General features: G+C 30.5%; 21 protein-coding genes. 1 reads left to right on the forward strand and 20 read right to left on the reverse strand.

Annotation, left to right across the window (positions count from 1 at the left end; genetic code table 11):
- Positions 1 to 44: 44 nt before the first annotated feature.
- From B3B03_RS08990 to B3B03_RS09065, 16 genes are all read right to left on the reverse strand, one after another.
- The gene (locus B3B03_RS08990) at positions 45 to 899 is read right to left on the reverse strand and encodes an AAA family ATPase (RefSeq protein ID WP_346877050.1); all 855 of its coding nucleotides are present in this window, start codon (positions 897 to 899) and stop codon (positions 45 to 47) included.
- Positions 900 to 1,367: 468 nt separating this feature from the next.
- Entirely contained in the window at positions 1,368 to 2,324 is a 957-nt protein-coding gene (locus B3B03_RS08995; protein ID WP_346877051.1) for a hypothetical protein, read from the reverse strand.
- A 227-nt stretch (positions 2,325 to 2,551) separates the two neighbouring features.
- Positions 2,552 to 3,454 (reverse strand): helix-turn-helix transcriptional regulator, encoded by a 903-nt coding sequence (locus B3B03_RS09000; protein ID WP_312654245.1) that lies wholly within the window; start codon positions 3,452 to 3,454, stop codon positions 2,552 to 2,554.
- 125 nt (positions 3,455 to 3,579) lie between these two features.
- Positions 3,580 to 4,590, reverse strand: coding sequence for a DUF4037 domain-containing protein (locus B3B03_RS09005; protein ID WP_346846384.1), 1,011 nt, complete (start codon positions 4,588 to 4,590; stop codon positions 3,580 to 3,582).
- A gap of 402 nt (positions 4,591 to 4,992) precedes the next feature.
- Positions 4,993 to 6,216, reverse strand: a complete 1,224-nt coding sequence (locus tag B3B03_RS09010) for an alpha/beta hydrolase-fold protein (protein ID WP_346877052.1) — start codon at positions 6,214 to 6,216, stop codon at positions 4,993 to 4,995.
- 258 nt (positions 6,217 to 6,474) lie between these two features.
- Positions 6,475 to 7,320, reverse strand: a complete 846-nt coding sequence (locus B3B03_RS09015) for a GNAT family N-acetyltransferase (RefSeq protein WP_346877053.1) — start codon at positions 7,318 to 7,320, stop codon at positions 6,475 to 6,477.
- A 196-nt stretch (positions 7,321 to 7,516) separates the two neighbouring features.
- The gene (locus tag B3B03_RS09020; protein WP_346877054.1) at positions 7,517 to 8,374 is read right to left on the reverse strand and encodes an AraC family transcriptional regulator; all 858 of its coding nucleotides are present in this window, start codon (positions 8,372 to 8,374) and stop codon (positions 7,517 to 7,519) included.
- Positions 8,375 to 8,501: 127 nt separating this feature from the next.
- Positions 8,502 to 9,035, reverse strand: a complete 534-nt coding sequence (locus B3B03_RS09025; RefSeq protein ID WP_346877055.1) for a GNAT family N-acetyltransferase — start codon at positions 9,033 to 9,035, stop codon at positions 8,502 to 8,504.
- Positions 9,036 to 9,147: 112 nt separating this feature from the next.
- Positions 9,148 to 9,600, reverse strand: coding sequence for a hypothetical protein (locus B3B03_RS09030; RefSeq protein ID WP_346877056.1), 453 nt, complete (start codon positions 9,598 to 9,600; stop codon positions 9,148 to 9,150).
- Between the two features lie 222 nt (positions 9,601 to 9,822).
- Positions 9,823 to 10,116: a hypothetical protein gene (locus tag B3B03_RS09035; RefSeq protein WP_414632830.1), complete on the reverse strand. Its 294-nt coding sequence runs from the start codon at positions 10,114 to 10,116 to the stop codon at positions 9,823 to 9,825.
- 102 nt (positions 10,117 to 10,218) lie between these two features.
- Positions 10,219 to 11,343 carry a radical SAM protein gene (locus B3B03_RS09040; RefSeq protein ID WP_346877057.1) on the reverse strand — a complete coding sequence of 375 codons (1,125 nt, stop codon included), beginning with the start codon at positions 11,341 to 11,343 and terminating at the stop codon, positions 10,219 to 10,221.
- 507 nt (positions 11,344 to 11,850) lie between these two features.
- Complete coding sequence (locus B3B03_RS09045) at positions 11,851 to 13,641, reverse strand: ABC transporter ATP-binding protein (protein ID WP_346877058.1); 1,791 nt, start codon at positions 13,639 to 13,641, stop codon at positions 11,851 to 11,853.
- A complete protein-coding gene (locus B3B03_RS09050) occupies positions 13,625 to 15,175 on the reverse strand; it encodes an ABC transporter ATP-binding protein (protein WP_346877059.1) in 1,551 nt (516 codons plus the stop codon). Before B3B03_RS09050 ends, B3B03_RS09045 begins: the two co-directional genes overlap by 17 nt.
- 348 nt (positions 15,176 to 15,523) lie before the next feature.
- On the reverse strand, positions 15,524 to 16,708 hold the full coding sequence (locus B3B03_RS09055; RefSeq protein ID WP_346877060.1) for a radical SAM protein: 1,185 nt from the start codon (positions 16,706 to 16,708) through the stop codon (positions 15,524 to 15,526).
- 758 nt (positions 16,709 to 17,466) lie between these two features.
- On the reverse strand, positions 17,467 to 19,191 hold the full coding sequence (locus B3B03_RS09060; RefSeq protein ID WP_346877061.1) for a YcaO-like family protein: 1,725 nt from the start codon (positions 19,189 to 19,191) through the stop codon (positions 17,467 to 17,469).
- Positions 19,192 to 19,683: 492 nt separating this feature from the next.
- Complete coding sequence (locus B3B03_RS09065; protein WP_346877062.1) at positions 19,684 to 20,139, reverse strand: pyridoxamine 5'-phosphate oxidase family protein; 456 nt, start codon at positions 20,137 to 20,139, stop codon at positions 19,684 to 19,686.
- A gap of 95 nt (positions 20,140 to 20,234) precedes the next feature.
- Between B3B03_RS09065 and B3B03_RS09070 the strand changes: the two genes are divergently transcribed.
- Positions 20,235 to 20,621 (forward strand): helix-turn-helix domain-containing protein, encoded by a 387-nt coding sequence (locus B3B03_RS09070; protein ID WP_346846376.1) that lies wholly within the window; start codon positions 20,235 to 20,237, stop codon positions 20,619 to 20,621.
- Between the two features lie 149 nt (positions 20,622 to 20,770).
- On the opposite strand, the gene B3B03_RS09075 is transcribed toward B3B03_RS09070, so the two are convergent.
- The 4 genes from B3B03_RS09075 to rsgA form a co-directional block, all read right to left on the reverse strand.
- Positions 20,771 to 21,613, reverse strand: a complete 843-nt coding sequence (locus B3B03_RS09075) for a nitroreductase family protein (protein WP_346877063.1) — start codon at positions 21,611 to 21,613, stop codon at positions 20,771 to 20,773.
- A gap of 115 nt (positions 21,614 to 21,728) precedes the next feature.
- Positions 21,729 to 22,196 (reverse strand): flavodoxin domain-containing protein, encoded by a 468-nt coding sequence (locus B3B03_RS09080; RefSeq protein ID WP_346877064.1) that lies wholly within the window; start codon positions 22,194 to 22,196, stop codon positions 21,729 to 21,731.
- A gap of 199 nt (positions 22,197 to 22,395) precedes the next feature.
- Positions 22,396 to 23,544: a GNAT family N-acetyltransferase gene (locus B3B03_RS09085; protein WP_346877065.1), complete on the reverse strand. Its 1,149-nt coding sequence runs from the start codon at positions 23,542 to 23,544 to the stop codon at positions 22,396 to 22,398.
- On the reverse strand, positions 23,501 to 24,574 hold the full coding sequence (gene rsgA, locus B3B03_RS09090; protein WP_346877066.1) for a ribosome small subunit-dependent GTPase A: 1,074 nt from the start codon (positions 24,572 to 24,574) through the stop codon (positions 23,501 to 23,503). Before rsgA ends, B3B03_RS09085 begins: the two co-directional genes overlap by 44 nt.
- Between the last annotated feature and the right edge of the window lie 355 nt (positions 24,575 to 24,929).

The following is a 24,929-nucleotide window of genomic DNA, read 5'->3' on the forward strand; positions in this document are numbered from 1 at the left end:
AATTGGCTATAGAATACTAATCATCTATCTACTCTCCTACATCGTCAAAACTCCTTTTCATATCTTTTGAAAAATTCGTAATATGAACGCACATTTTCTAATTCCGTCCACTTTTTCACATCAACTGGATTTTCATCAAGATCATATATTTTTGCTCCACCCATAGCAAGGAGAAAAGGTGAATGTGTTGATATAATAAATTGACATCCTAAAAACCGTGCAGAGTCCTCGATAAATTTCATTAATTCCATCTGACGTTTGGGAGAAAGACTGTTTTCAGGCTCATCCAATATGTATAATCCATTTTCTGAAATTTTTTCAATAAAATATCGAAATGCACTTTCTCCATTTGAATACTCCCTTACATTATCCATAACTTCATTTCTCACAAACTTTGACTGGGTTTTACTCCTAGCAGTATTTACTTTTTTTAGTTGCTCATATTCTTCTATAGACTTCATTTGGAAATGAGAATATTTTGCATCTAAGTATTCTTCAAAAAGTTTTTCCCGTTTTTGATCAATTCCTTCGTTAAGGTTTCGGATATTCAACATATAATCAAATACATCATCACTTGTTATAATTCTGCTATTTTTAGGGATGTCATCTTCAAGTTGCATCTCACACATATTGACATAGTCAGGATAAAAATTAGATTTATTATAGATAGAATCTCGATTGATCCCTGTTTTTTCTGCTATCACATTTAATGCCGTTGATTTTCCCGAACCATTTCCACCATATAAAATCGTAACTGGTTCAAAATCAATTCTTTCAAAACTATGTTTTGATAATATCTTAAATGGATAAAAGGAGTCGTAGCACGTTCTTTTTTCCTCTAGTAAAAAATCAAATTCTATATCATCATTTGGAAATGTAAAAACACTTAAATAAACCATCATAATCACCCTTATCATAACACTATAATATTTGTATTTTTTCTTTTGTCTATCATAACCTTTATAACCATTTAATTTTTAACTATAACCCTGCCTATTTATTATATCCATAAAATTAACAAAGGCCCTCAAACCCGCATGAACAGAACAACTAGTTAACTAGTTATATAGTTTTATAGTTAAATATATCCCTAGTTAACTATAAAAATAGTTTTCTATAAACCTATTTCCCTATGTAAATATTTATATAGAGAACTAGTCATATTTATCTTTTACTTTATTATAATATTTTATTATCAGCTATGCACTACTATCACTATGATTTCATCCTAATGAAAGTTAGATTTTTAAATTGTTTTTTATTACAGAAGTGGTATAGTTAAAATAATTTTTATAAGGTTAACAATATTGCTTGTATATAGTGCTAATACCAAAAGGATTATAGTACAATAAGTAGCACACTTAATATTAACAATTACATATAAAACTTAATGCCTTATTTAATTTATCGGATAAATCTTGTGGAATAGCATGTCCTATACCTTTATTTACATAGAATTCATAGGGAAGATCAACTTCTTCAAATACTTTAATCATTTCTTCTTGCTCTTCCAATGGCATTATAATTTCTCCTTCCATAAATATGCCCCTAACCCCTCTTTCAGCTGCAAGCTTAACATTCACCTTGGTAAATGATTCTGTAAAATCTGGACCTATTGCAATAAACCCTTTTATAGGAATCACATTAGCAAATGTAATGTCTAAGGCTATTATTGCTCCCCCTGAGAATCCTCCAATTATTACCCACTCCTCATCAATGGAATATTCTTGTAATATTAAATTATAACATTCTTTGATATCATTTCTTGAAATAAGTGGATTCATTGTCCAACTGAAACCATTATGACGATATAATTGTGAAGATTGAACATATACAACAATAAAACCTTTCTTTAAAAATTCATCAGGCTTCCAGTATTCACTAAATTCACCTATGTTTCCAGGATCACCATGTAATGTAATAAATAATGGATACCTCTTTCCTTCAATGTAATTAATCGGTAGATGGACAGCATATTTAAATCTAGCCTTTTCTCTAGCCTTTGCTAATAATGAATCATTTTTATTCTTAAGATCAACATACCTGATATCTGCTTTTAAATGAACTTCATCAAAAATCTCCTTATCACATGCCCATCCTTCATTAAGAAGATATGATATCACATTAATAGACTCTTCATACATTTCCTCATGAGAATAAAATTCAGCTTTTAAAATCATTATTTCAAATAAATACTTATCAAATTCCTGTTTAGGAAGATATTCTGATGCATATTCTAATAAATTTAAGGCTTCTCTGTATTTTTTCTGGTTATAAAGAGTTGTAATTTCACCTTCGAATTCCCAATACTTGTTATATTTCATACTTAATTCTCCTTTGATCAATATCTAAATATTTTTCGCAGTATAATATTTCTCATACTATATATTCCATATATAGTAACTTTTAAACTTTATTCTATTATATCACATCACATATTTTCTGAATGTCTGTAGATTGTTTTTCCATATCCATAAACAAATATGCATACAAAGAAAGCACTAAGATTTTATTATCTTAGTGCCTTTAAAAAAGTTTTTGTATCCAGTATTTAATTTATTGATTTAATAGGACGTGCTTCAATATATCCTCTGTATCCCATTGGTGCAAGCTGAAATCTTGGTGCAGTTTCTGGTGCCCACTGATATCCGTAAACAGTAGGGTCAAATTTTTCAATATGATTCCACACTTCATAGATTGCATCCATAAAATCATCATTATAGGATTCACCTTGAAAAATCATTAATTTGCAAGGTGGCAATTCTATAAGTTCATATCCACTAGGAATATCATTTGTGTAGTCAATGGGAACTTCTACACCTTGCACATATTGTGATGTTCCTTCTTTAATAAGATGTTTTGGAAGCCACATTCCAATTGGTTCATATATGGCTTCTTTTACACTTGTTAGTACTGACCATACATCACACCCTACCTCCTCACAATATTCAAAATAACCCGTTGCTTTTTTTCCTCGCCTTAACAAAACTTTTCGTGAAGGACGCTGAATAACCTGTACAAATACAGATTTGGTATTATTGTTATCACTCATCTTTTTTCCTCCTTTATGAAGTGCTCGGTAGGTATCGAAAACTTTCTGAGGCATAAATAGTTTTATTGGTGGTGTACATTGACTATATTTTCTTGGCGGCATCCCAAATTCCTTTGAAAATGCTCTTGTAAATCCCTCGTGTGAGTCAAAGACAAAATCCATCGCTACATCTATAATCTTTTCATTACTATCACGTAGTATTAACGCAGCTTTAGTAAGCCTTAATGCACGAATATAGTCAAATGGTGCCTTACCAGTAACTTCTTTGAATAGTTTTGCAGCATGCCATGGTGAATATCCTGCCACAACAGCTAGTTCTTTTAACGTAATCTTTCTTAAAATATTAACATCAATGTACTCTTGCATACGTTGTACCGCCATAATAGTTTCAGCCTCACTCATTCTTCCACCTCCAATATCTAAAGTATATATCATAAAGAATTCTATTTCTTGACCTTCATTGCGAATAAAAAAGAGCATTTTTCTTCTCTTAATCACTCTACTAATATACCACTTATTAACAAACCTTATATTTCTAATAATACTTTTTCTAAAATTTCATAATGCCAATAATATAAATCCTCGGGTTTTATTGAAAAAGCTTTTTCTTTATCAACAATTATTTTTCCATTTTTAATAGTTACAAAACTAAAAAAAGGTTCTCCTGATAAAAAGGATAAACTGGCATTTTCACTCCATTCCTCAACTGTTACAAAATCATTTTCAAATAGCAGTTTAAGTAAGTCATAAAAGCTTTTTTGCATAACTCTAAGCTTAAAATGTGGACACTCTTTTTTAACAATATATAAATCTATTTCTTCCCATAACTTTTCAATGACACTTTGCCTATTAATTAAACTTTCTAATGATAAATCTCCTGTACTCATTACTTTAAGAATTCTTGTTTCCCATTGTGTTGGTGTCCAAGAAAGAGTTCTACTAAAATTAATAATCCATTTTTCATGTGGAATGTATTCACCATTTACTATAAATAGAGCTTCTACTAACTTAGTGACAGCATTATTCATCATATAATGACCTTGCACTGTATCCCCCCTATGAATCCATATATCACCTGCTAATCTAAAATACCACCAACAATCAAAAAGTAATCCTTCTGCTTGTAATGGTTCTGGTTTATTTATAAGTTTATCTCTTACAAATTTTTTTATTTCTCCATTGGGATCATATAAAATTTTTGCATAAGATAAATCCCATAAAGCAATACTATCCCACGATTTCTGTTTTTCTTCCTCCAAATTTAATATCTTTATATCGTAAAGATATTTTTGAGCCATTGTAATCCCAATTGGTATAGGTGATTTTCCATTATTCCATAGTTCATAATTTTCTTTATCTAAATAAATAACTATGTCAATTTCAGATAGATAATCTACATAACCTCGAGACATCCCTCCATTTAAGGTTATTCCAATTACTCCTTCTAAAGATTTAAGCTTTTTTATACTATTTTGTAATTCTAACATAAAATCATTAATTTTATTTTCACTTTTTAAGTTCACATATGGTCTTTTCATAATTATATCTCCTTCTTAAACTAATTTTGTCATATAAAATATAAATGTAACAGTATAATTTAAATAAAATAAAAAGCCGTAGATTTTACTCTACGACTTCTATCATAAAAAGATAGTTCAATTGCCTAGAGAGTAAAATAAAATCATATACTAATAAAATGGTTCACCAAATAAACTGTCACATCAAACAGTTTTACCACTCTATTTTAATAAATGATTCTATCTTACTTCTCCGTGTCAAATTATACTTTTTGATTACATAGTACTAATTTGACCGAATGGCACTCCACCTTTCAAAATTACACTGTTACATATGAAAATTATACACTTAATTAAAATATTTGTAAACATTATATATTAGTTTTGGAAATCATACTCAGAATATACTATTTAGCCATATATTTAATAGCAAGTTTCTCCTATTAATGAAATTAATCCATTAGCCAATGTTTCACCCCATGATAAGTAATCATGTCCACTATTGAAGTACTCAAAATAGACATCATATCCCTTTTCTATTAAAACATCTTTTAATATATTATTTGTACCAATCATACCTTCTTTATGTTCTAGAACCCCTACATTTAAATAAAACTTAAGTGGTAACTTTTCTATTGTCTTAAATTTAGTACTTATCCAACAATCTAGTTCATGACCATCATGATCTTTTGGTTTGTACCAATAGGAACCTGATTGAGAAAGTACATTTCCAAAAACTTCGGAATGTTTTAATCCTAAATATGATGCCGTCAATCCACCTAAACTTAATCCTCCAATTATAGCTTCATCAGCTTGACCAGAAATATTATAATTATTTCTAATCCATGGAAGTAGTTCTTTAACAATCATATCTCCAAAGGCATCATCACAACTTAATTCTTTATCTCTCATTCCTATAGAGCCAATAAATATTGCAACTATAGGTTCAATTTTTTTATCTGCTATTACATTATCTATTACATTTCTAGCTGAAAGAATATTAATGTACTCCTCCGCGTCAGTTAGAACTAAAAACTTATAAGGTTTATCATCTTCATCATAACCATAAGGTGTATAAATAGTAACTCTACGACTACCTTCTATATTTTCACTATAAAACTCGTGTTCATGTATGATTCCTTTATGAGTATCATTTCTTTCTTTAACCCAAAATTCTTCCTCTGCATTTGGCATTACTACATATGAATCTACTTCATCTTCATCATCATTTTCACCTTTAAAAACTAATATATTTTTATTTAACTTATCATATTCTAAGTTATTCCATCTCTTTTCACAATTAACATCAAGAGAATCATTAACAGAAAAAGAGTATTGAAAGCGTAATTTGCTATTAATTTCATAGCTTGCATACCATATATCTGTATCTAAAAGTCTCTCCATTTTATTTTCCTCTAAGTTATCTCTCCCTATTGGTAATATAAGAACTATATTTTCAATATCTCCATTGCCCTTATAAACAAAAGTAACTAAACTATTTTCCGAATCACCATCTATCTTCTCTATTAATGGAGCATTACCTTTCTCTATGTTATTCCAAAACACTTGTATAGCTTCAGTGTTTCCTAATTCAATCTTTTCTTTTAATTTCATAATTACTGAACTCTTTAGCATTGTTCTTTTCATATTTTTTCACTCCTCTATTTCTTATAGCTCTATATATCTAAATGACTCCTTTTTCATCCATATATAAACCAAAGTACATGTTAAACTTATTAGTCATCAACTCTACTCAATTGCCTATAACATCAGTTGTATGCATGCTTAAAATCCCCATAATATATATTTCTATAACCTACTTATTTTTCAATATACGCATGCTATAATACCACAATATATTACCCGAGTTGAGTAGCCAGCCTATGTTATGTCAGATCAATAAAATCATATCTTCAAAAGCATTTCATACTGACTAACACTATATTCAAACCCTAATTGGAGTAAAAAGTTTTTAGTAGATTCAGATTGATCATCTACGTTAAGAACGCTAATTTTATGTGGATCTGTATTTTTTATCATATCTGTAATTATACTTCTTGCAATTCCTTCACCCCTATAATCCTTATTCACTGCTATTTGTGGAATATCTCCTGTTTTCTTATCAATAATGCCATAGCCAACAATTTTGTTATCAAAACGCACAATAGAATATTGAAATTCTTCTGGTATAGCACTTATAGAATCAATAGAATTCTGCCAAGATGGCTCAAAATCCCAAAATCCTGTTAATTGTCTTAAGTTAATTTTGTCAACATGTTCAACCTTATAGGTTGTTATTGGATTATATTTATTTTTATCTAGATGAAAACATTGGAACTCTCTTTGAATCTCGAAGCCTTGTTTTTTATATAGTTCAACCGCAGATGTATTAGATTTAATTACTTCAAGCAAATATTGCTCTACTTGCTTTTCTTTAAGCTCTTTTTTGATATTTAAAAGCATATTGCTTGTGATACCTTGTCTTCTATATTCAACTGTAACGCCTGTCCCAAGATCATATACTGTTGATTTTCCATTCCAATTTCTAAATCCATTTAAAACGAATCCTACTAACATTTCACTTTTAAATGCACCTATGGACATTTCGGAGACATAACCTCTTCTTTGAAGCATTTGCTTAAACTTCCAGATAGGTAAATCCATCTTAACCTGATAATCAGAAAATGCATCTGAAAACGTTTTATGAAGTGTTTCAATACTTGTTTTATCTAATATTTTATAACTAAACATTTCTTATCTTCTCCTTTATATTATATCATCTTTTAATTTGGCCATAAGTTTGTCAATATTCTTGAAAAAATATTTCTTTAAAGATATGCTTAATATTTATATTATATGTGTTCTTTTAGTATATCACATTAACATTTGCTAATTACATAAAAAACCAATACTTAATAACACTAAGCATTGGCTTTTTACCTTTTAATTATTTTTTCTTAACAGGAATCCAAATTTCACTGTAATAATTTTCATCCTGATTACCCTTTGGATAATCAGCTATATTTGTATACATTTCAATGTTATAACCAGCTGCAATTTCATAATCTTTACAGTTAGGTAGCCATTCTGAGAAGATTTTTTGGTTTACATCTTGCAATGATTTTGGCATTGCTCCCTTACAGGCAAAAATAGCCCAAGTGTGTTTAGGAATAATCTTTGTAATAAAACCCTCTGGAGTTACTGTGGATGGAATATAATTATCGGCAATCAAATATTCAAATTCATCTGAACCCATACTCTCATCAATGCATACACCGTACATTCCGCACACAACTTTACCCTTTCCTGTTTGATAATGCTCTGTCCAGAACTGTGGAATTTCTCTAGTTGCACTATCATATTTAAATACCTTTGATACTCCCATAACTGTAAATGAATCTTTTTCAACAATTTTGTAATCCATAATATAACCGCCTTCCAATGAAAATTTGATTTTTAAGGTCCCAAAAGATTTAATCATTGCTCCGTCTTTTCGAACTGCAGTAGGTGTGACACCATGGAAACGAGTGAAGGCTTTTGTGAAACTATCTGGTGAGTTATAGCCATATTTCACTGCAATATCAATAATTTTCTCATCAGTAGAAACAAGCTCACTGCCGGCAAGAGTGAGCCTACGTTGTCTAATATACTCTCCAACCGTAAAACCACAAAGCATTGCAAATCCTTTTTGGAAATAAAAAGGTGACACCAAAGCCTGTGTTGCAATTTCCTCTATTGTAAGTTCCTCGGTGATATTTTCCTCGATGTAACTAATAGCTTCCCCAATACATTCAATCCATCCCATACTCATCACTCCTGTCTACATTTATATCATATTGCTTTTCAAGCAGTTATTCCCGACTTTTTTTGTTATGTTTTGTCTGGAAGATTAATTTTTAAAGCTTGGCCAACACCATTACGCCGTAGATAGATTATGCTAAATTGGTTAGATAAAGGGAATATATATTATGCAAATATTTTTTATCTCTAAATAATTCATATGTTGAACCAGATAAAATAAATCCAAGATTTTCAACAAGACTAATTGACCTTTTATTGTCAATATAAATGCATGCACTTATCTCTTTTATATTCATATTTCTTATGGCGAATGCGATAATTTCTTTAATTGCTTCTTGCATATACCCATTTCCCCAAAATTCTTCTTTAAGATCATAACCAATTTCCACTTTATACTCTCTGTGATTCCAACAATGAAACCCACATGTACCCATTTTAATCTCATCTAATTTTCTTATTATAACCCAACGATTCTGTAATCGTGGTTCCTGCTGTGTATAAAAATTAATAATTTCATCTGCACCTTCAACATCAGTTAATGGCTCTGCATCAAATAGATACCTATTAACTACGTCATCTGAAAATTCACTAAATATGAAATCTCTGTCATCACTGGATATGTTTTTAAGAACTAATCTTTCTGTTTCTATATTATTAAAAAACATCATTTCCTCCTTTTATATAAAAAGTTTTCTAAAAATCTTTCAGAGGTGGATACTTTAAGTTTTGTAATTCCGAATCAGAAAAAACATTTCCACCCCATACTCTTTCTTTTACCTATTCTTCTAACCTTTTTTTGTTGTCATCTATAAATCTCCATTGCAGCTTATCTGCTACAATAAATGTATCCATAGGTTCATTTAAAAGTTTATTTTCACAAGGAGCTTCTGGATCAAACCAATCATTATTAGCCCAAAGTATATATCCCTCATGCATAGATAAATAACATGATGTAATATCACTAAAATAGTTTTTTTCATATCCTATTAAATTCAAACGACGCAAACCAATAAACTGTAACTGAAGAGTTTTCAATACCATTTGGCTTTGAAAATTAACCTTCAATTTTGAAGTTTCAGCACTACAACCTGTCATTGTTCTTTCTTCATTAACGCTTGCACCACTTATATAGTCAACTTTACAGATACAAGAATCATGAAAGCCACAATATTCATTTAATAAATGCTCAATATCATTATTGTTCTTTATTATATTCCATCCATCGCTCATTATATTTACTCCTTTTTCGTATGAATTAGTAACTTTATATGTACAACTCTTCATAATATAATACCATTATTTACTATAACTGTACATATTTTAAGAATTAATGACACAACTTAATCCATAATATTCTTACTGATTTTTAATACTTATTAAAAATTAAGAGAATCCTTTTTACATTTAGGATTCTCTTAAAATATTTATTATTTATATTAAATCTGAGCATTACTAAATATTTAGTAATGAATTTGAAATTTCCTCAAATCTTTCATCAGGTATACCAAGTTTTTTCTTAAATTTTTCATCTTCTAATCTTTCAATAATTACCTTGTTAGGAGATATTTCTTTAATAACACTTTTTAGTTTCTGTATGGATTCTTCATCATCGTTATAGCCCTTTAGAATAGTTACTTCTAATATAAATTTACCTTTATACTGCTCTCTAAAAGCTTTCATATTTGAAATATGATTCTCAAGATAATAATCTTTACATACCATTGAAAACCGAATACCATCAACCAATGTTATAAATATATTTCCACCCACAAAAGCCCTAGAGTGTGCATAAATACACTCTAGGGCTTGAAACCATTGATATAATTTTAATAAATTCCATTCATCTAATTAAAAAAACAGCTCTCCTACTTTATAGCCCTCAGGCAGTTCTTCTTCACATAAAAATTTGAAGTTATCATCCTTCAGTATTGGTAGAAATACTTCGTATGGTATCCTTGAAAACTCACAGCCATAGCTACTAGCTCCGAACCACTTACCTTCTTTGCTACTCAAGTTTAAATTTCTCGCAAATTTTGTATGATTTGAGCAATCATGAACTGCTAAATCCCAGTTTTCCTCTTCAGCTATTTTCATGAATTTAAGAGTTAATTCTCTGCTCCAAGTTGGAGATATATAACCATGTCTGGAAATATACATGTTTTCGCCTTCATAATTGTGTATGTTATTCTCATTTAAATGTAGCTCTGCACAATTTATAAAATCCAGATTTGTGTCTAAAATTGCTTCTTTTTTCTCAAAAAATCCTTCAAAAAACTCAGGAGTCATTGGAGTTTCAATACCTACATTTTTAATATATTTTTTAGCAAGTCCAATATTTTTTATAACTTTATCTGCACAACTAGTTGCCCCTAGGTTGAATCTTATCTCATCAAGGCCAGCTTCTGCTAAAGCCTTCAAGGTTTCTTCTGTAGCTAAAGTACCATTGGTATATAAATGTTGATGAACCCCTGCCTCACTAAACTTCTTTATAACAGGATAGTACTTTTCAATTTCCATAAAAGGCTCTAAATAAACATAGCATACCCCAGTAGGCTTCTTATGGATGGAAAGAAGTAAATCTATATCCTTCTCATAAAACTTTGTACCTCCGATTTCCCACATACCTTCACCTATAGGAGGCTGATCCTCTAATTCTCCATAGTTATAGCAGAATTTACACTCTATGTTACATTTGTTTGTTTTTCTAATTGCACTTAAGCCAGTTCCCATAAGACAAGAACGGCATCCCATTGCAAACTTTCTTTCATTTCCCACGAAATAAGTTCTATTCCCAAGAGTTTTTAAGTCTTTAATTTCTGACATTAAGATATTATTCCTATGATCAATTGACTCCTCTATTTGTGCAAAGGTAGCGTATATGATTTCCTGTTGTTTTGTCATAAACTCCTCATCCTCTGGTAGCATGGCAAAAAACTCAAACCACATCAACGCATCTTCTTTTGAAATTTTCATTATGTATCCTCCTCTAATTTATCTTCTTAAAGATTCAATCTTAATTCTTCTTGTTATACTTTTTCACGTATTCTTCTTCAAAAGTCATACTCATTCGCTTTATTATATCACTTTCATTGTTTCCTTACTATGTCTTTGGAAACTTATAACTTTTTGCAATTAAAAAGAACCCTGATTTCTCAAGGTTCTAAATGTGTTTCCTTGTTAACATAGCTACAACTTTACTTTGTTGAAACTTGCTGTTTGTGTACCCCACATGAGCTTGGCATTATAACTGGCTTCTTAACAACGTTACTCTTAACTTTAATGATTTTCATCTTGTTCCCTCCTTTCTTTTTGATGTAGCAAGTTGCATACCCTATAACCTACATTATTGTTACATCTTTATCTATTGAAATGGCAAGTTTTCTCCTTTGTTGGATATATCCTAAAATAAAATCAAAGGGAGAATTCTATACCAGTTTCATCTAAGCAATAAAACACTTGTGATATTGCTATTAATTACGATTAGCTTTCTACATACCACTTACTTTGGGAATTATACAATTCTTGATACTTTCCATTTATACTAATTAATTCTTTGTGAGTTCCTATCTGAACAACTTTACCTTTGTCCATAACAACTATTTTATCTGCCATCTTAGTTAGAGCCAGTCGGTGCGTAACAATGAAAGATGTTTTTCCTCTTGAGAACTCGATAAATTTCATATATAATTTAGATTCTTCTATTGGATCAATGGCAGCAGTAGGTTCATCAAGAAGAATCATATTATGTTGCTTATAAAAACCTCTTGCGATGGCTACTCTTTGCCAATACCCTCCTGAAAGGTCCACCCCATCAAAATCTCGTGAAAGCATTGTATTCATACCTTGTGGAAATACTTTGGAATTCACATTTAAATCAGCTTCTTTTAATGAGTTCTCAACACATTGATTTATCACAGTGGTTGATGTATCACTTATAATAATATTATCCTGTAATGTCATCTTATATCGTTGGAAATTTTGGAATATACTAGATATATTTTTCATCAAGCTTTTATGGTCTAATGATTTTGTATCTTGATCATTAAAATATACGCCACCTTTATTGGGCAAGTAAATTCCTGAAATTAGATTTGTTAATGTGCTTTTTCCAGCACCATTTTCTCCTACAATTGCTACGATTTCGCCACTCTCAAATTTAATAGACACATTTGAGATAGCCTCTAGCTTACTTCCTGGATAGCTAAAGGAAACATCCTTAAGCTCAATTTGTGGAGCTTTTTCATAGTTGATTTTCTTTTCTTCTTGTTCTTTTATATTCATAAATTTAAGATAGTTATCAACAGTACCAATCCGTTTCATTGCGTTTCCTATTATGTAGCAAATCATCTGTTCTAGCATACTCATAATCATTCCAGTTGAAGCTAAAACAGCACCAAAATTTCCTACTGAAATAGAACCGTCAAAAAGATACTTAATAAGCAATAAAAGTGTAAGTATATGTCCCAATAATGCCGAAATTTTAAATAACAGCTCAATTCTTATTGATTTAACTTGAGTATTAATAATTTCGTCATTCAGTGTTTCTAATTTATTCTTATATCTCTTAATAAAGAAATTATATGCTCCTAGTAATCTTGTTTCTTTCAATTTTTCTTTTCCAATGATGCATTCCTCATAATGCTCGCACTCTCTACGTAACGGTGCAGCCTTATCTTCAAGTCGAGCATATAATCTACTTTTAAACATTTGAGAAAGCATAACAGGGAGAGAAAATAGAAAAATAATTATAACTAAATTTGGTTTTAACCTATAAAGGTAAATACCTATAATCATAAAGTATGGTATGTAGATAAGTGTAGTATCCACAATTCCTGTTATAAGTGATACACTATTTTTTACACCTTCATGAGCCTTATTGATATCATCTAAAAAAGAAGTGTCCTCAAAACAAGCTGTTTGCTTCATGGCACATTTCTGATTAAACAATTTTTCAAGTTTTCCTGTAACTTTACGCTCATAATCCAAACCAAAAACTGTACTTATTCCATTCAATACTGGGTTCGCTAAAATGCAAAGAAGAAGTAATATAAAAGAACCAATTATTCTTGCTAACATTGCTTCACCAGTAATATATTTACCAATAACGTTAAAAAAGCGGTCAAGTGCTACAGTATTAAGGGCAAGTGTTAAACCCAATAGCAAGTCAATAATGCAAATAAATAGGAAGTACATTGGACAGGCACCAACTACTTTCCGAAAGGCCTGAACAATTGTAAGGAAGGAAGATTTTTTATTAGTTTTCATTCTCATACCACCTCCTCTGACTACGAAACATTTCTGCATAAGAACCATTTTTCGTCATTAGTTCATTAAAATTACCATGCTCGCTTACAGCTCCGTCTTCAATCACATATATAACGTCTGCAAGTTTCGTTGAAGCTAATCTATGACTAATGAGAAGTGTTGTCTTCCCATGATTAATTTTTTCAAAGTTCTCGTAAAGCCGACTCTCACTTACTGGATCTAGTGCTGCCGTTGGTTCATCTAAAATTCTCAACGATGCATTACTTACCAGTGTTCTTGCCATTGCAATTCGTTGCCACTGTCCTCCTGATAAATCAAGACTATCTTTTATAATTCTTCCAATATAGCTATCAATGCCTCTAGGTAGTTCTTGTACTAACTCAATTAATCCACTTTCTTCAATTGCTTCTTGAAAACGTTGAGTGCTATAACCATTCACATTTCCTAATGTAATATTATCCTTCAAAGAAATCTCGTATTTTGCAAAATCTTGATATACCACAGCAAACATGGATTTTAATTCCTCCTGGCTGTACATCTTGATTGAAATATTGTTAATAAGAATATCTCCTTCAAATTCCTCATACAATCCTGTTAGTAATTTAGTGATTGTTGTCTTTCCTGAACCATTAGCTCCAACAAGAGCATAATGCTTTCCGCTTTCAATAACAAGGTTAAGGTTCTTTAAAACATCGCGTTTAGTTCCTGGATATCGAAATGTTACATTCCTAAATTCTATGCGATTCACTAAAACTCTATTCTCTGATGAAACGCATAAGTACTCATTCTTATACTTTAATGACAATAGACTCGTAAAATCTTCTAAGTATTCTTTGGATTGAGCTATTGCTTCAGTATACTCCGGCAATTGCCAAGCCAAATCTGGAATTAGCGATATCGTACTATTAACAATAGAAATAAATAGTCCTATAGACAATAAACCTCTTTTCAGCGGAAACACAAGAATTAAGATAATAACCGCTATCAGTAAGGAAGTTAAAATTCCACCAATTTCAGACTCCTTTAACCATTTTAAACTGGCTTTAAACTTGAGATTCCTAGCAACTTCGTATTGCTTATGCCACGAATCATTAATCTTCTTTGAGTAGTTAAAAAGAGTTCTTTCTTTAGCAGCATTTCTTCCTATCAAAATTTCTGATAGGTACCCAGCTTTCCTTATATGTTTTTCAGACTCTCGATTCGCTTCATAATTTTCCTTACCGCCTCTTATCGCAATACGGAATGTTGGTATTGCTATAAATGCAATTGCTAATGCCGCCCACGCAACCTTAAATAGAAGCACACCCATAATTCCTAGAATCTTAAGTATTAGACTAAATGCTCCCAAAACCTGTCCATAAGACTTAACACATTGAGTCTCAGGTTGTCTAGAAACCCTAGATATTAAGTCTAAACTCTGGTCATCCTCAAAATATTCATATTTAAGTGATGCAACCCTTCCTATTAAAGAAATAAAAAAATTCTCTCTTAAAATATTTTCAAGCTTAGTATTAAGATACTCTAATAATAAAGGAGACAAACTCGAATACAGTGAACATAAAACGATTGCCAATACAGATAACTTTATATGAGCTGCCCCTGAACCTTCTGTAAAAAATCTGATTGAAGAATTGATGAAGTATGAAACAGCTAGCAATGAAAGTGTTGGAACTACACCACTGAAAAAACTAACAACTGCAATTGAAATAGAATAAAAGGGACAGTAATGAATAGGAATGCGAATGATATCAAGTATCCCGAGTGTCTTTTTTGTGAACAAGTTAAAATTTGACATCTAATTATCCCCCTAAAATATTTTAGTGCTTAATAGTCACATGTGCGATTATAATAAATTTCTATAGCCTATAATTCATTATTAAAATCTAAATTAAGCAAAATGCTCATAATTGTCAATTATGCGTTGAAATCTTTCTTCTGATTCTTCAAGAATTTCTACAATTTTTCTTAATGAATACTCATAATGTTCTTTCATATAGCAATTTCCTGTTAAGTATGGGCGTTCTGCTTTACCTGAAATATACTGTGCTACACAGTCTCTACATATATTTCTTGCCCAACATTCATTGCATACCTTATTGTTTTTATTGTTGCATTCCCTTACCAATGGATCATTAATATCATATTTAATTAAACTTACACATGGGTGACGATTCCCATCGGTGTCAAAGGTTTCTAGAAATCCTTTACTCAACTCACAGCAAAAGTCATCAAAGCATATACCATGTAATAACGACTCAATTATTGCCTTTACAAAGATACTAATATTCTTATTTGGTGCATTTTTATAAATCTTACTATATGATTGATCAATATACTTTTCAATATCTTTTTCTTCATCTTGATTATCTTTTATTTTAAGCCAATCTATTTCAGTTGCTACTTCAGAAATATAGTATTCAACTCCCAAGCTTTCAAAATACGCAGCAAGTTCATCTCTACTTATATTGTCAAGATGAAATTTTGTCAATGTGCAATTAAGTTTAACCTTATCTGAAATTGCAGTTTCTTTTAATCGGTTTATAACACTAATTATTTTATGATGTAGGCAATTTACTCTAAGTGTATCATGAATGAAACTCGGACCATCAACACTTATTGTTATATTAAACTTATATTTTTCAAAAAAACTAATCATTTCATCATCAATTAATGCACCATTGGTTACAATATCATAATTTTCAATAATAAAATTAGCTTCAAGTTGCTCCACAATATGTTTAATAATCTTAAAATTCAAAATGGGTTCTCCACCAAAAAAGCTAACCTTAGATATTTTATCATATTTATCTTGTAAGTATTTAACTGCTTTATCCGCAGCTTCCTCACTCATAATAGGACTTACCTCTCCAAAAAAATCTCCTTTTTCATAACAATAAGCACAGTTTCCATTACAATTTATTGTTGTTAGAAATAGTGCTTTCCCTAATGTTCTATCTGCCATTTTGTAAAATTTAGGCATTTCCTGAACATTTTCAAATGAATCTTTATATAATGTCAAGGAATTGCCATCAAAATAGTATTTTGATGTATTTACTGGAAATTCATATATCATTTTCGCACCTCCAATTGTCATTGTATTAATTTAAATCTATAATAATACATTCATTTCAAAACATCAGAAGACCTAGTCACTACTTAATCAGTAGTTGCTAAGTCTTCTTTTTGATTGGATTTCCATTTAAATAAATAGTAAGCGTATAACTCATTGTGTCTTTTGCATTACTATTAATTTATAAGTGCTCAAAATCTCTATATAGTAACTCAACATAAAATTTTGTAAAAAGCACTATATGAAACCCATACATACTGTATCGTCTATTTATTTCACTATTGTTTTAATTTATCACCATAAATAGCTCATTGTAAAATCATGGAAATAAATATAGTAATCAAAACTTTGACGATGATACTCTCATGTTTGAGAATGTATCAATAAAAGACTATTACTTTACATTGTTGTAGCTTGATTCTTATGCACGCCACAGTTGTTTGGTACGATAACTGGTTTCTTAACTACATTACTCTTAACTTTGATAATTTTCATTTGGTTTCCTCCTTTCTTTTTATATAGCATGATGAATACTATATAGCTTGCATCATTGCTACATTTATATCTATTGAAATGGTAAGTTTTCTCCCTTTAGGATATATATACATCATTAATTTGTATATATCCTAAGTTAAAATCTTAAGTAGAATACTATACCAGTTTCATCAAAGCAATTAAACACTCCTAATATTTATATTAATTTTGATTAAATTTAAGCTTGTACTACTAAAAATAACATTAAATTCAATCTACTATTACAATTATTTTCTTATTAAGTTATATATAGTCTTTTCATTTTTGCATTTACACATTGCAGAATATTCACAGTTCAAACAATCATTACTACAATTTAGTGGATAGAAATATTCAAAAGGGTTATTATCTACATCACTCATAACCTCATCAACTATTTCTTCATCAAAATAGCAGTATAACAATTGACTAATGTGCTGATTGTTATCATGTTCAATTTTTAAAGCCAAGTATAATTCATAACAATAGTAATACCTACTACTTGGGTCAGAAGGATTTAGCGTCTCATTATATTTTCTCATCCATAGAAGAGCATTCTCAAGATCATTAACTTTGATATAAAGAAGACACATGAACAATTTTATGGAAACAATGGAGTAAATATTATCATCAGTAAGCTTAATATCATCAATAAAGATGTCAAGAGTGTGATTTTCAGAATAGTTTTTTTTCTTTAGAAATTCAATCACAAAATAAGCTTCATCAGTAGATATGTCATGTAACTTAAATTGTATGATATTTCGAAGCCTTTCATAATCAATGCAATCTTCAATCACCACCGGATCCATAACATTGAATAATTCACTCATCCCGGGAACTAAAATACGATAAGCTAATATCTTAGACTTTGTTACATCTCTCACAAAAATAGAATGACCTAAATCATTAATCAAAGAAATCAATTCAAATAGCATCTCTTGATTATCAACATAAGATTTCTTCTCAAAACTTCCCTCATATGATGGATTTCCCACAAAAAATGTTGACGGATATCGACCTGAACTATCTACAAATATTTCTATAAAATTATCAATATCGCCACCTTCTTTTAAGAAATCACTTCCCCGTGTCATCCCTTCGAAATCTTCAATCTTTTTACCTTGCATTAATTCTGTAAAACAACGCTCAACAGCAACCTCAAGTGATGGATGTGCAGCAGCTTTTACAAAGTAAGAAATATCCTTACAGTTGTACAGAACCAGACCAATGGCTGGAATCCCTCTCCCCAGAGAGAAATCCTTTAATTCTACTTTATAATTTCCAGTTTCCTCAATTGCATCTATCCAATTAATAACATCTGGCATGTTATTTTTAACCTCAGTAGTAATAGTAGGTGGTGTAATATGTTTTTCTATAATTTCTTTGATTACAAACCTTTCTAAAATTTCCGATATTCCTTGGACAAAAGCCTCCGCCTTAGTGTTTCCTGCCACCATTCCGTTGGTACCATAATAAAGATCTACAATATCTATAGGTAGGGCTATCACTTCATCATTTTGAATATTGTGAAATCTTTCATATCTAATATACTCTCCTGATGAATAACTAAACTGCTGCATTTTTTCAAGTATTTTATCATCAGTCTCTCCTTGCACACAGTTTATCCAATAAGATAAATTAGAATAAATAACATCATCATTCTGTTTCTCAACAAAAGAATCATCGTTATATTTACAATTATCTTTTAAAAGACTTCTCCCTTTAAATCTAAAAAAGGCGAGATTTTGCAATCTTTCCATAATCTCACCATAAGCACTTGCCAGTGCATATATCTTATCTGTTCCTTTCCCGCATGTATAGAAATCAGTTCCATCCACCACTAATGCTACTGAATATAGTCCATGAAAACTATCGAACCATGTTTCAGTCACAAAAACTCCCCAATTTGATAGTGCTCTTCTTGCCGTTTCAATTGTTTCTAACGGTTTTCTGTCCTTGAATTTTTGATACATCATTATATCTCCTTTCAGCCTATTAAGCCTCGATACCTTAGCCCATTCTATAGAAACATTTTATTAATATATTTGTATCATTAAGTTTTGTATTGTTAATTTTTTTACTATTAGTTTATTTTCAAATGAATATCTCAATAAATAATTTACCATTAATTACATTTTAATTATATTTTAGGAGTATGTCTACAAAAAGTATTCGTCAATTATCAACTTTATACTAATTTATTCGCCTTGCAATTAGAATGAAATTTTTGTCCAATACTTTTTTTCAACAAAAGTGTTGCATTTATCATGTTGTTTTTAATATATGTATTATTTTATTTACAATATATCTTTTTATTATTTATTGGTTTAAAAATAAAAATAAACGGCGGCTCTGATATCACAAAACCACCGCAAGTAAAATATTAGAGTGCAGAAACTTCTCTGCACTAAGAACGATTTTTTCTTTATGAAAGTGTCAGTCAACTAACCGTAATGTAAATGCTATTAGAGTTCATTTTTATTGTTAGCACCAGGAGTAGTGACAATAACTTTCTCCGGAGTAATAATCAATGCACCCTTTGCAGTAAATTCTCCCTTAAACATATCAGAAACTACGTTCTTAAATGTGTCAACCATTGGTCCCTCAGTAATATATTGAGCAGTACCCTTAATCTGATACCCCTCCATTGTGGATGTGTTACTGGCTGAAACCGCAATTTTTCCGTTTGCTCTGATGTTGTTTAATGTAGTTTCCAAAAATACATCCCCAACTACCAGCTTACCATCATCTGTCACGTTCTTAAATGCTACAGGTACAGCATTTGGCTCAGTTGAATAGGTTGCTAGATACCACATCTGTTCTTTAAATAGTTTAATTACTTTTTCATTCATATAAATTCCTCCTTTATTTGATAATAGCTTAAGCATAGATTTATTATATTCTTCACACTCATTCTCCAAAAGATATAAGCAAATTATTGAGTTACTATTAAATTTAATAGCAACTTGTTGCATTAGAGTATTAGAATTATAATTTATAAATGGAGGTGAAAAAAATGTATCAACCTAAATTAGAAAAAGATATTCGCTGCCCTCTTGAATATGGACTGGAAATATTCGGTGGAAAATGGAAGTCACGTATCATCTGTGTATTAGCTGAAAAGAAAATCTTGCGATATAGTTCCTTAAGAAAAGAAATGATGAATATTACTGATGCTGTTCTGTCAGCTACATTGAAAGAGCTGATTGCTGATGAAATTGTACACCGCCAATCCTACGACGAGATTCCTCCCAGAGTAGAATACACTTTGACGCACAAGGGACAATCAGTAGTTCCAATACTTCAAAGTATTTGTCACTGGTCAGGGGCATATCACAAAGAAGATTCTGAACACATAATGGTGCAATGCCAAAAGTGTGATTATATATTTGAAAATAAATAATGTTTTCGGAAAGTAAGGACTGTATGAAAACTACATACACCATAAATACCAATTAATACTTTTGCATTTTTGTATACCCTATAAAAAACTCCCCTCAGACCGTAGTCCAAGGGGAGTTTAAACATAAATAAATTACATAATATCTTATCCTATTCTCTAATCCAAGAAAACACATATTCCATATGGTCTGGCAATTCTAATTCTGGTTCACATTCTGTATCAAAATAACCTATGAGCCCCTTTTCTTTAACTGAAAAATCAAAGTGAGCTGCAGCAATTCCCATATCCACCCTTTGAATATCATATGGAAAACTGTCACTATATCCCGGCTGTTTATACTCATAAAAGTGGCATGCATTATCCTTTATTAGAATTCTCCAAGGCTGCTTATTTGATGCTGATGGGCCTAAGCGAACCATTTCCAAAGGTACCTCTAGATCTCCTGCTTTTTCTTTTGTAAGAGTTGACTGAAAATCATTTATATAAAACAATTGATTCCATTCTTTACGCTGATCTGCTTTTATCATTTTTCTCATTACAATTTCTTTCATATGCTTCTTTGTAGCAGCATAACCATAGGGAGTTATGATTGGAAATATTTCATCTTCTTCTATATTCATAGCCTTTGCAAATCCTTTACGATTAAAGGTTCCCCCTAACCAACAGGTCCCAAGTTCAAGATGAGCTAAATAAAGAATAACTGCTTCTAGTTCATATCCTAGGGCTTCTAATGCCATTGGTTCTAATTTAATAGTTGTTCCAATATATTGCATTGCCCCCTTAATAACACCGTAAGTTCCAAGCTTATCTTCATCCTTCATTTCCCTATTGTCAAGATAATGAAAGTTAACTTTTTTCCCAAAAGGATTATCCAATGAATTAACAAAGGATTCAATTGCCTTTCTTTTATCTAGTTCAACCTCTTGTTCTTTATAATTTCTTACGCTGTATCGTTTTTTTACTGATTCTTCTATTGAAAAATTAATATTCATTGATGTTTCTCCCTTCTATAATAAATATCTTCTGCTTTTACTCAACTATAATACATATAAATATTCTTTTGTTCTTAGGTAAGAAGATTAACACCCTGAGTTAATACCCATAAGTTTAAAGTGAATCCAATACCCTTACAATAAATCTTTCTGCTTCTTTAAAATCTCTTTGATTGGGATGCCCTTGTGATAATCTGCCCATAATATTAAAAAGCTTTTTGTTAGTAAAATCCTTTGCTATAAAGCTACCTTTACAGGCAAAGCTCCCCTTGTTTATCGCTCCTTTTGACTCTAAAAGTTTAATTAACCTTTTATTATAGAACTTCATCCCAACTCCACTGGTTGAAAATACAAAAATATTTTTACTTGCTAAATTCAACTTATCAACCAAATTAAAAAGCTTTGGTGAGAAACTCTCCCTGTATACCCCAGAACCAAATCCAATCAGATCATAACTTTCTATGTCTAAATCACTAACATCTCTTATATTAATTAACTCCGAATCGATTTTGTCAGCCAATATCCGTGCAATTTCTTCAGTGTTTTTTTTATAATCAGAACAATATATTATCAGCGATTTCATAAATCATACCCCCACTTAATTTCCTTTTAATAAAATTATACTTTAAATATTTATAAAACATGTTAATATTCTCAAGAAAGCTCCATTAAACTATCAGAGGGAAGGGACATGCAACAAACTTTATTGCTCAATTAACTTCTTCATTTTCCACACCATTCTAAATCATATAAAGAGCAAATGCAATACTCAAAATAGTCTCCTACATTTTTAATTCTGCTTCAATCCTTTTGCTATCCTCTAAATCATAGAGATATTCACATAGTGGACTTGATTTTAATGGCTCAATGCCTTTCCATCCATTTTTCAAGGCAATCTGATAATATCTTTTAGCTTCTTCCCTCTTATTGATTTTAAAGTAAGCACATGCTGCGTTATAAAATTGCCATAGAAACCCACGGTTATTTTCAAAGGCTCTAGTATAAAATTCAGCTGAAAGCTTGTAATTAACATTTTTCTTGATATAATAATTACCATTTATTAAATAATTATCGTATAAATCATACCACCCAAAATATACTTTAATATTCTTTTTTTGCTGGAATCCAACTTTTTCAGCTAATTTATAGGATTGAATATTATTATCCCAACAGTGCCAACCTACATTTTTTATATTGTTATTTTTACAATGATTTAAAGCAGCAATAACCACTTGTGTGCAATATCCTTTTTTTCTATAATCCTCTTCTGTTTCTACTCCTAGTTCACATCTCTCTTCAACTACACAGTCAGCTATACATCTGCTTACAACACCACCATCAATTATATATACATACCCAAATCCCTTTTCTAAAAAATTATCAATGGAAGACCAGTTTTCAATTATACTTTCTCTTACATCATCAATTTCTTTCAAATTACTATCTAGCAACATTTCTCTATCTATTTTTTTTACCTTTTCCGATACTTCCACATTATGAAATTTATCTATTTCTAGTTCTAGGTATCTTCTATCATCCTCCATTGGATATAGAGAATTAAATATATCTTTAAATGAATTTTTCCATTCCTTTGAAGAATAAAAAACTATATAATCTACCTTACTTTTTTCTAATGCTTTTTTAAAAATATCATCTTTCAATACATTATTTAACTCACAATTAAAGTCATCATCTTTTGCATTTCCTGCGAAATACATACCCTCGGGACTTATTATTAATGCTGTTGTTGGATTGTCCATATTGTTAACAAAAATCCTGCCTGGATTGATTTTATTTATAACACTGAAAATTGATAAATTATATTCTAAATCTATAAATAAATCTGTAACCTTATTAAAATCAGCTCTATTAAGTTCTACTACCATACTACATACATCCCCTCTTACTTTTCCTACTTTTAAATATTTCATATTGCCTTTTTTCTTTACTTAACCTTTTTATCTCACCTAACTGCTTCATATAACTTTCAAATCTTTCTTGACTTATGATACCATCTTCTATAGCTTGTTTTATTGCACAGCCTGGCTCTTTATCATGGTTGCAATTCTTAAACTTGCAATTTTCTGATAACCTAGCTACATCCTTAAAACTCTCTTCAACTCCATTTTGATCACCCCAAAGCTGAAGCTCTCTAAGCCCTGGAGTATCAATTATCATTGCACCAGAATCATGATAAAATAGTTCCTTGCTAGTTGTTGTATGTCTACCTTTTCCATTAGCTGAACTAACAAAGCCTGTTTTCTGTTTTTCTTCTCCAAGTAAATAATTAATAATAGTTGATTTTCCTACTCCTGAAGAACCAAAGAATACTACTGTTTTACCATATGATAGGTACTCCTTAAAAACCTCCATGCCTATATTACTTATAGCACTAATGCAGTAAATAGGTATTCCTATTGCAATATCATTTACTTTTGTTTTATATTCATCAATTTTATTACATGCATCTGCTTTATTTAGAATGATTACTGGATTTACTCCACTGTTATATGCTAATGTAATATATCTTTCTATTCTTGTGATATTAAAGTTTCCATCAAGCCCACTTACAATGAAAGCTGTATCTATATTTGAAGCTACAACCTGCTCCTCAATGTGCCCTCCTACTATTATTCCATTTCTAATCTTTCTTCCACCAGATATAGGCTGTTTTCTTGCAAAACAATTCTTTCTAGGCAAAACTCCTTGAATTATTCCTTGGGTACTGCCTTCTATTAACTGAACAGCTACCCAATCCCCAATTGCTGGCAAGTCTTTACTGTATGCTACATTATATCTAAATTTACCTGCAAGCTTTGCAGCTATTATACCTTTTTCATAATGTAGTAAATAGTTATTTTTCTGCTGCGAAACTATTCTTCCAGCAATAAGACCTTTATTAAAATACCTTCTAAATTCTTCTTCAAAATAATTATTCCAACCTAGTTTTTCTAAATTCATAAAATCTTCCTTTCATCACAATAACTTATATCACTAAGCCTAATTCGTAAATTATTGCAATATCACGGCTTTATTGAACCTTCATTTATTTTAAATCCATAATATAAAACATTATTATAAGGGTTAGAACAAATTAGTTTAATCCGTCTTCTAAAAAAGGATACAAAAATCCCGCAAAGAGAATAGACCTCCTGCGGGATAATAAATATATAGGCATAAAAAAACACGATAACCTGCATCGCGTTGACAACCAAAATTATTTAGGCCGAACGGTTATACTCATAACATTAGCAAAAGGCAACACAAATAAATGGCATCTTCATCCATTTTTAAAAACCTTTTGCTCTATATTTAA

It is taken from the genome of Clostridium sp. UBA5712, assembly GCF_002419845.1.
GTDB classification, from domain to species: Bacteria; Bacillota; Clostridia; order Clostridiales; family Clostridiaceae; genus Clostridium_J; species Clostridium_J sulfidigenes.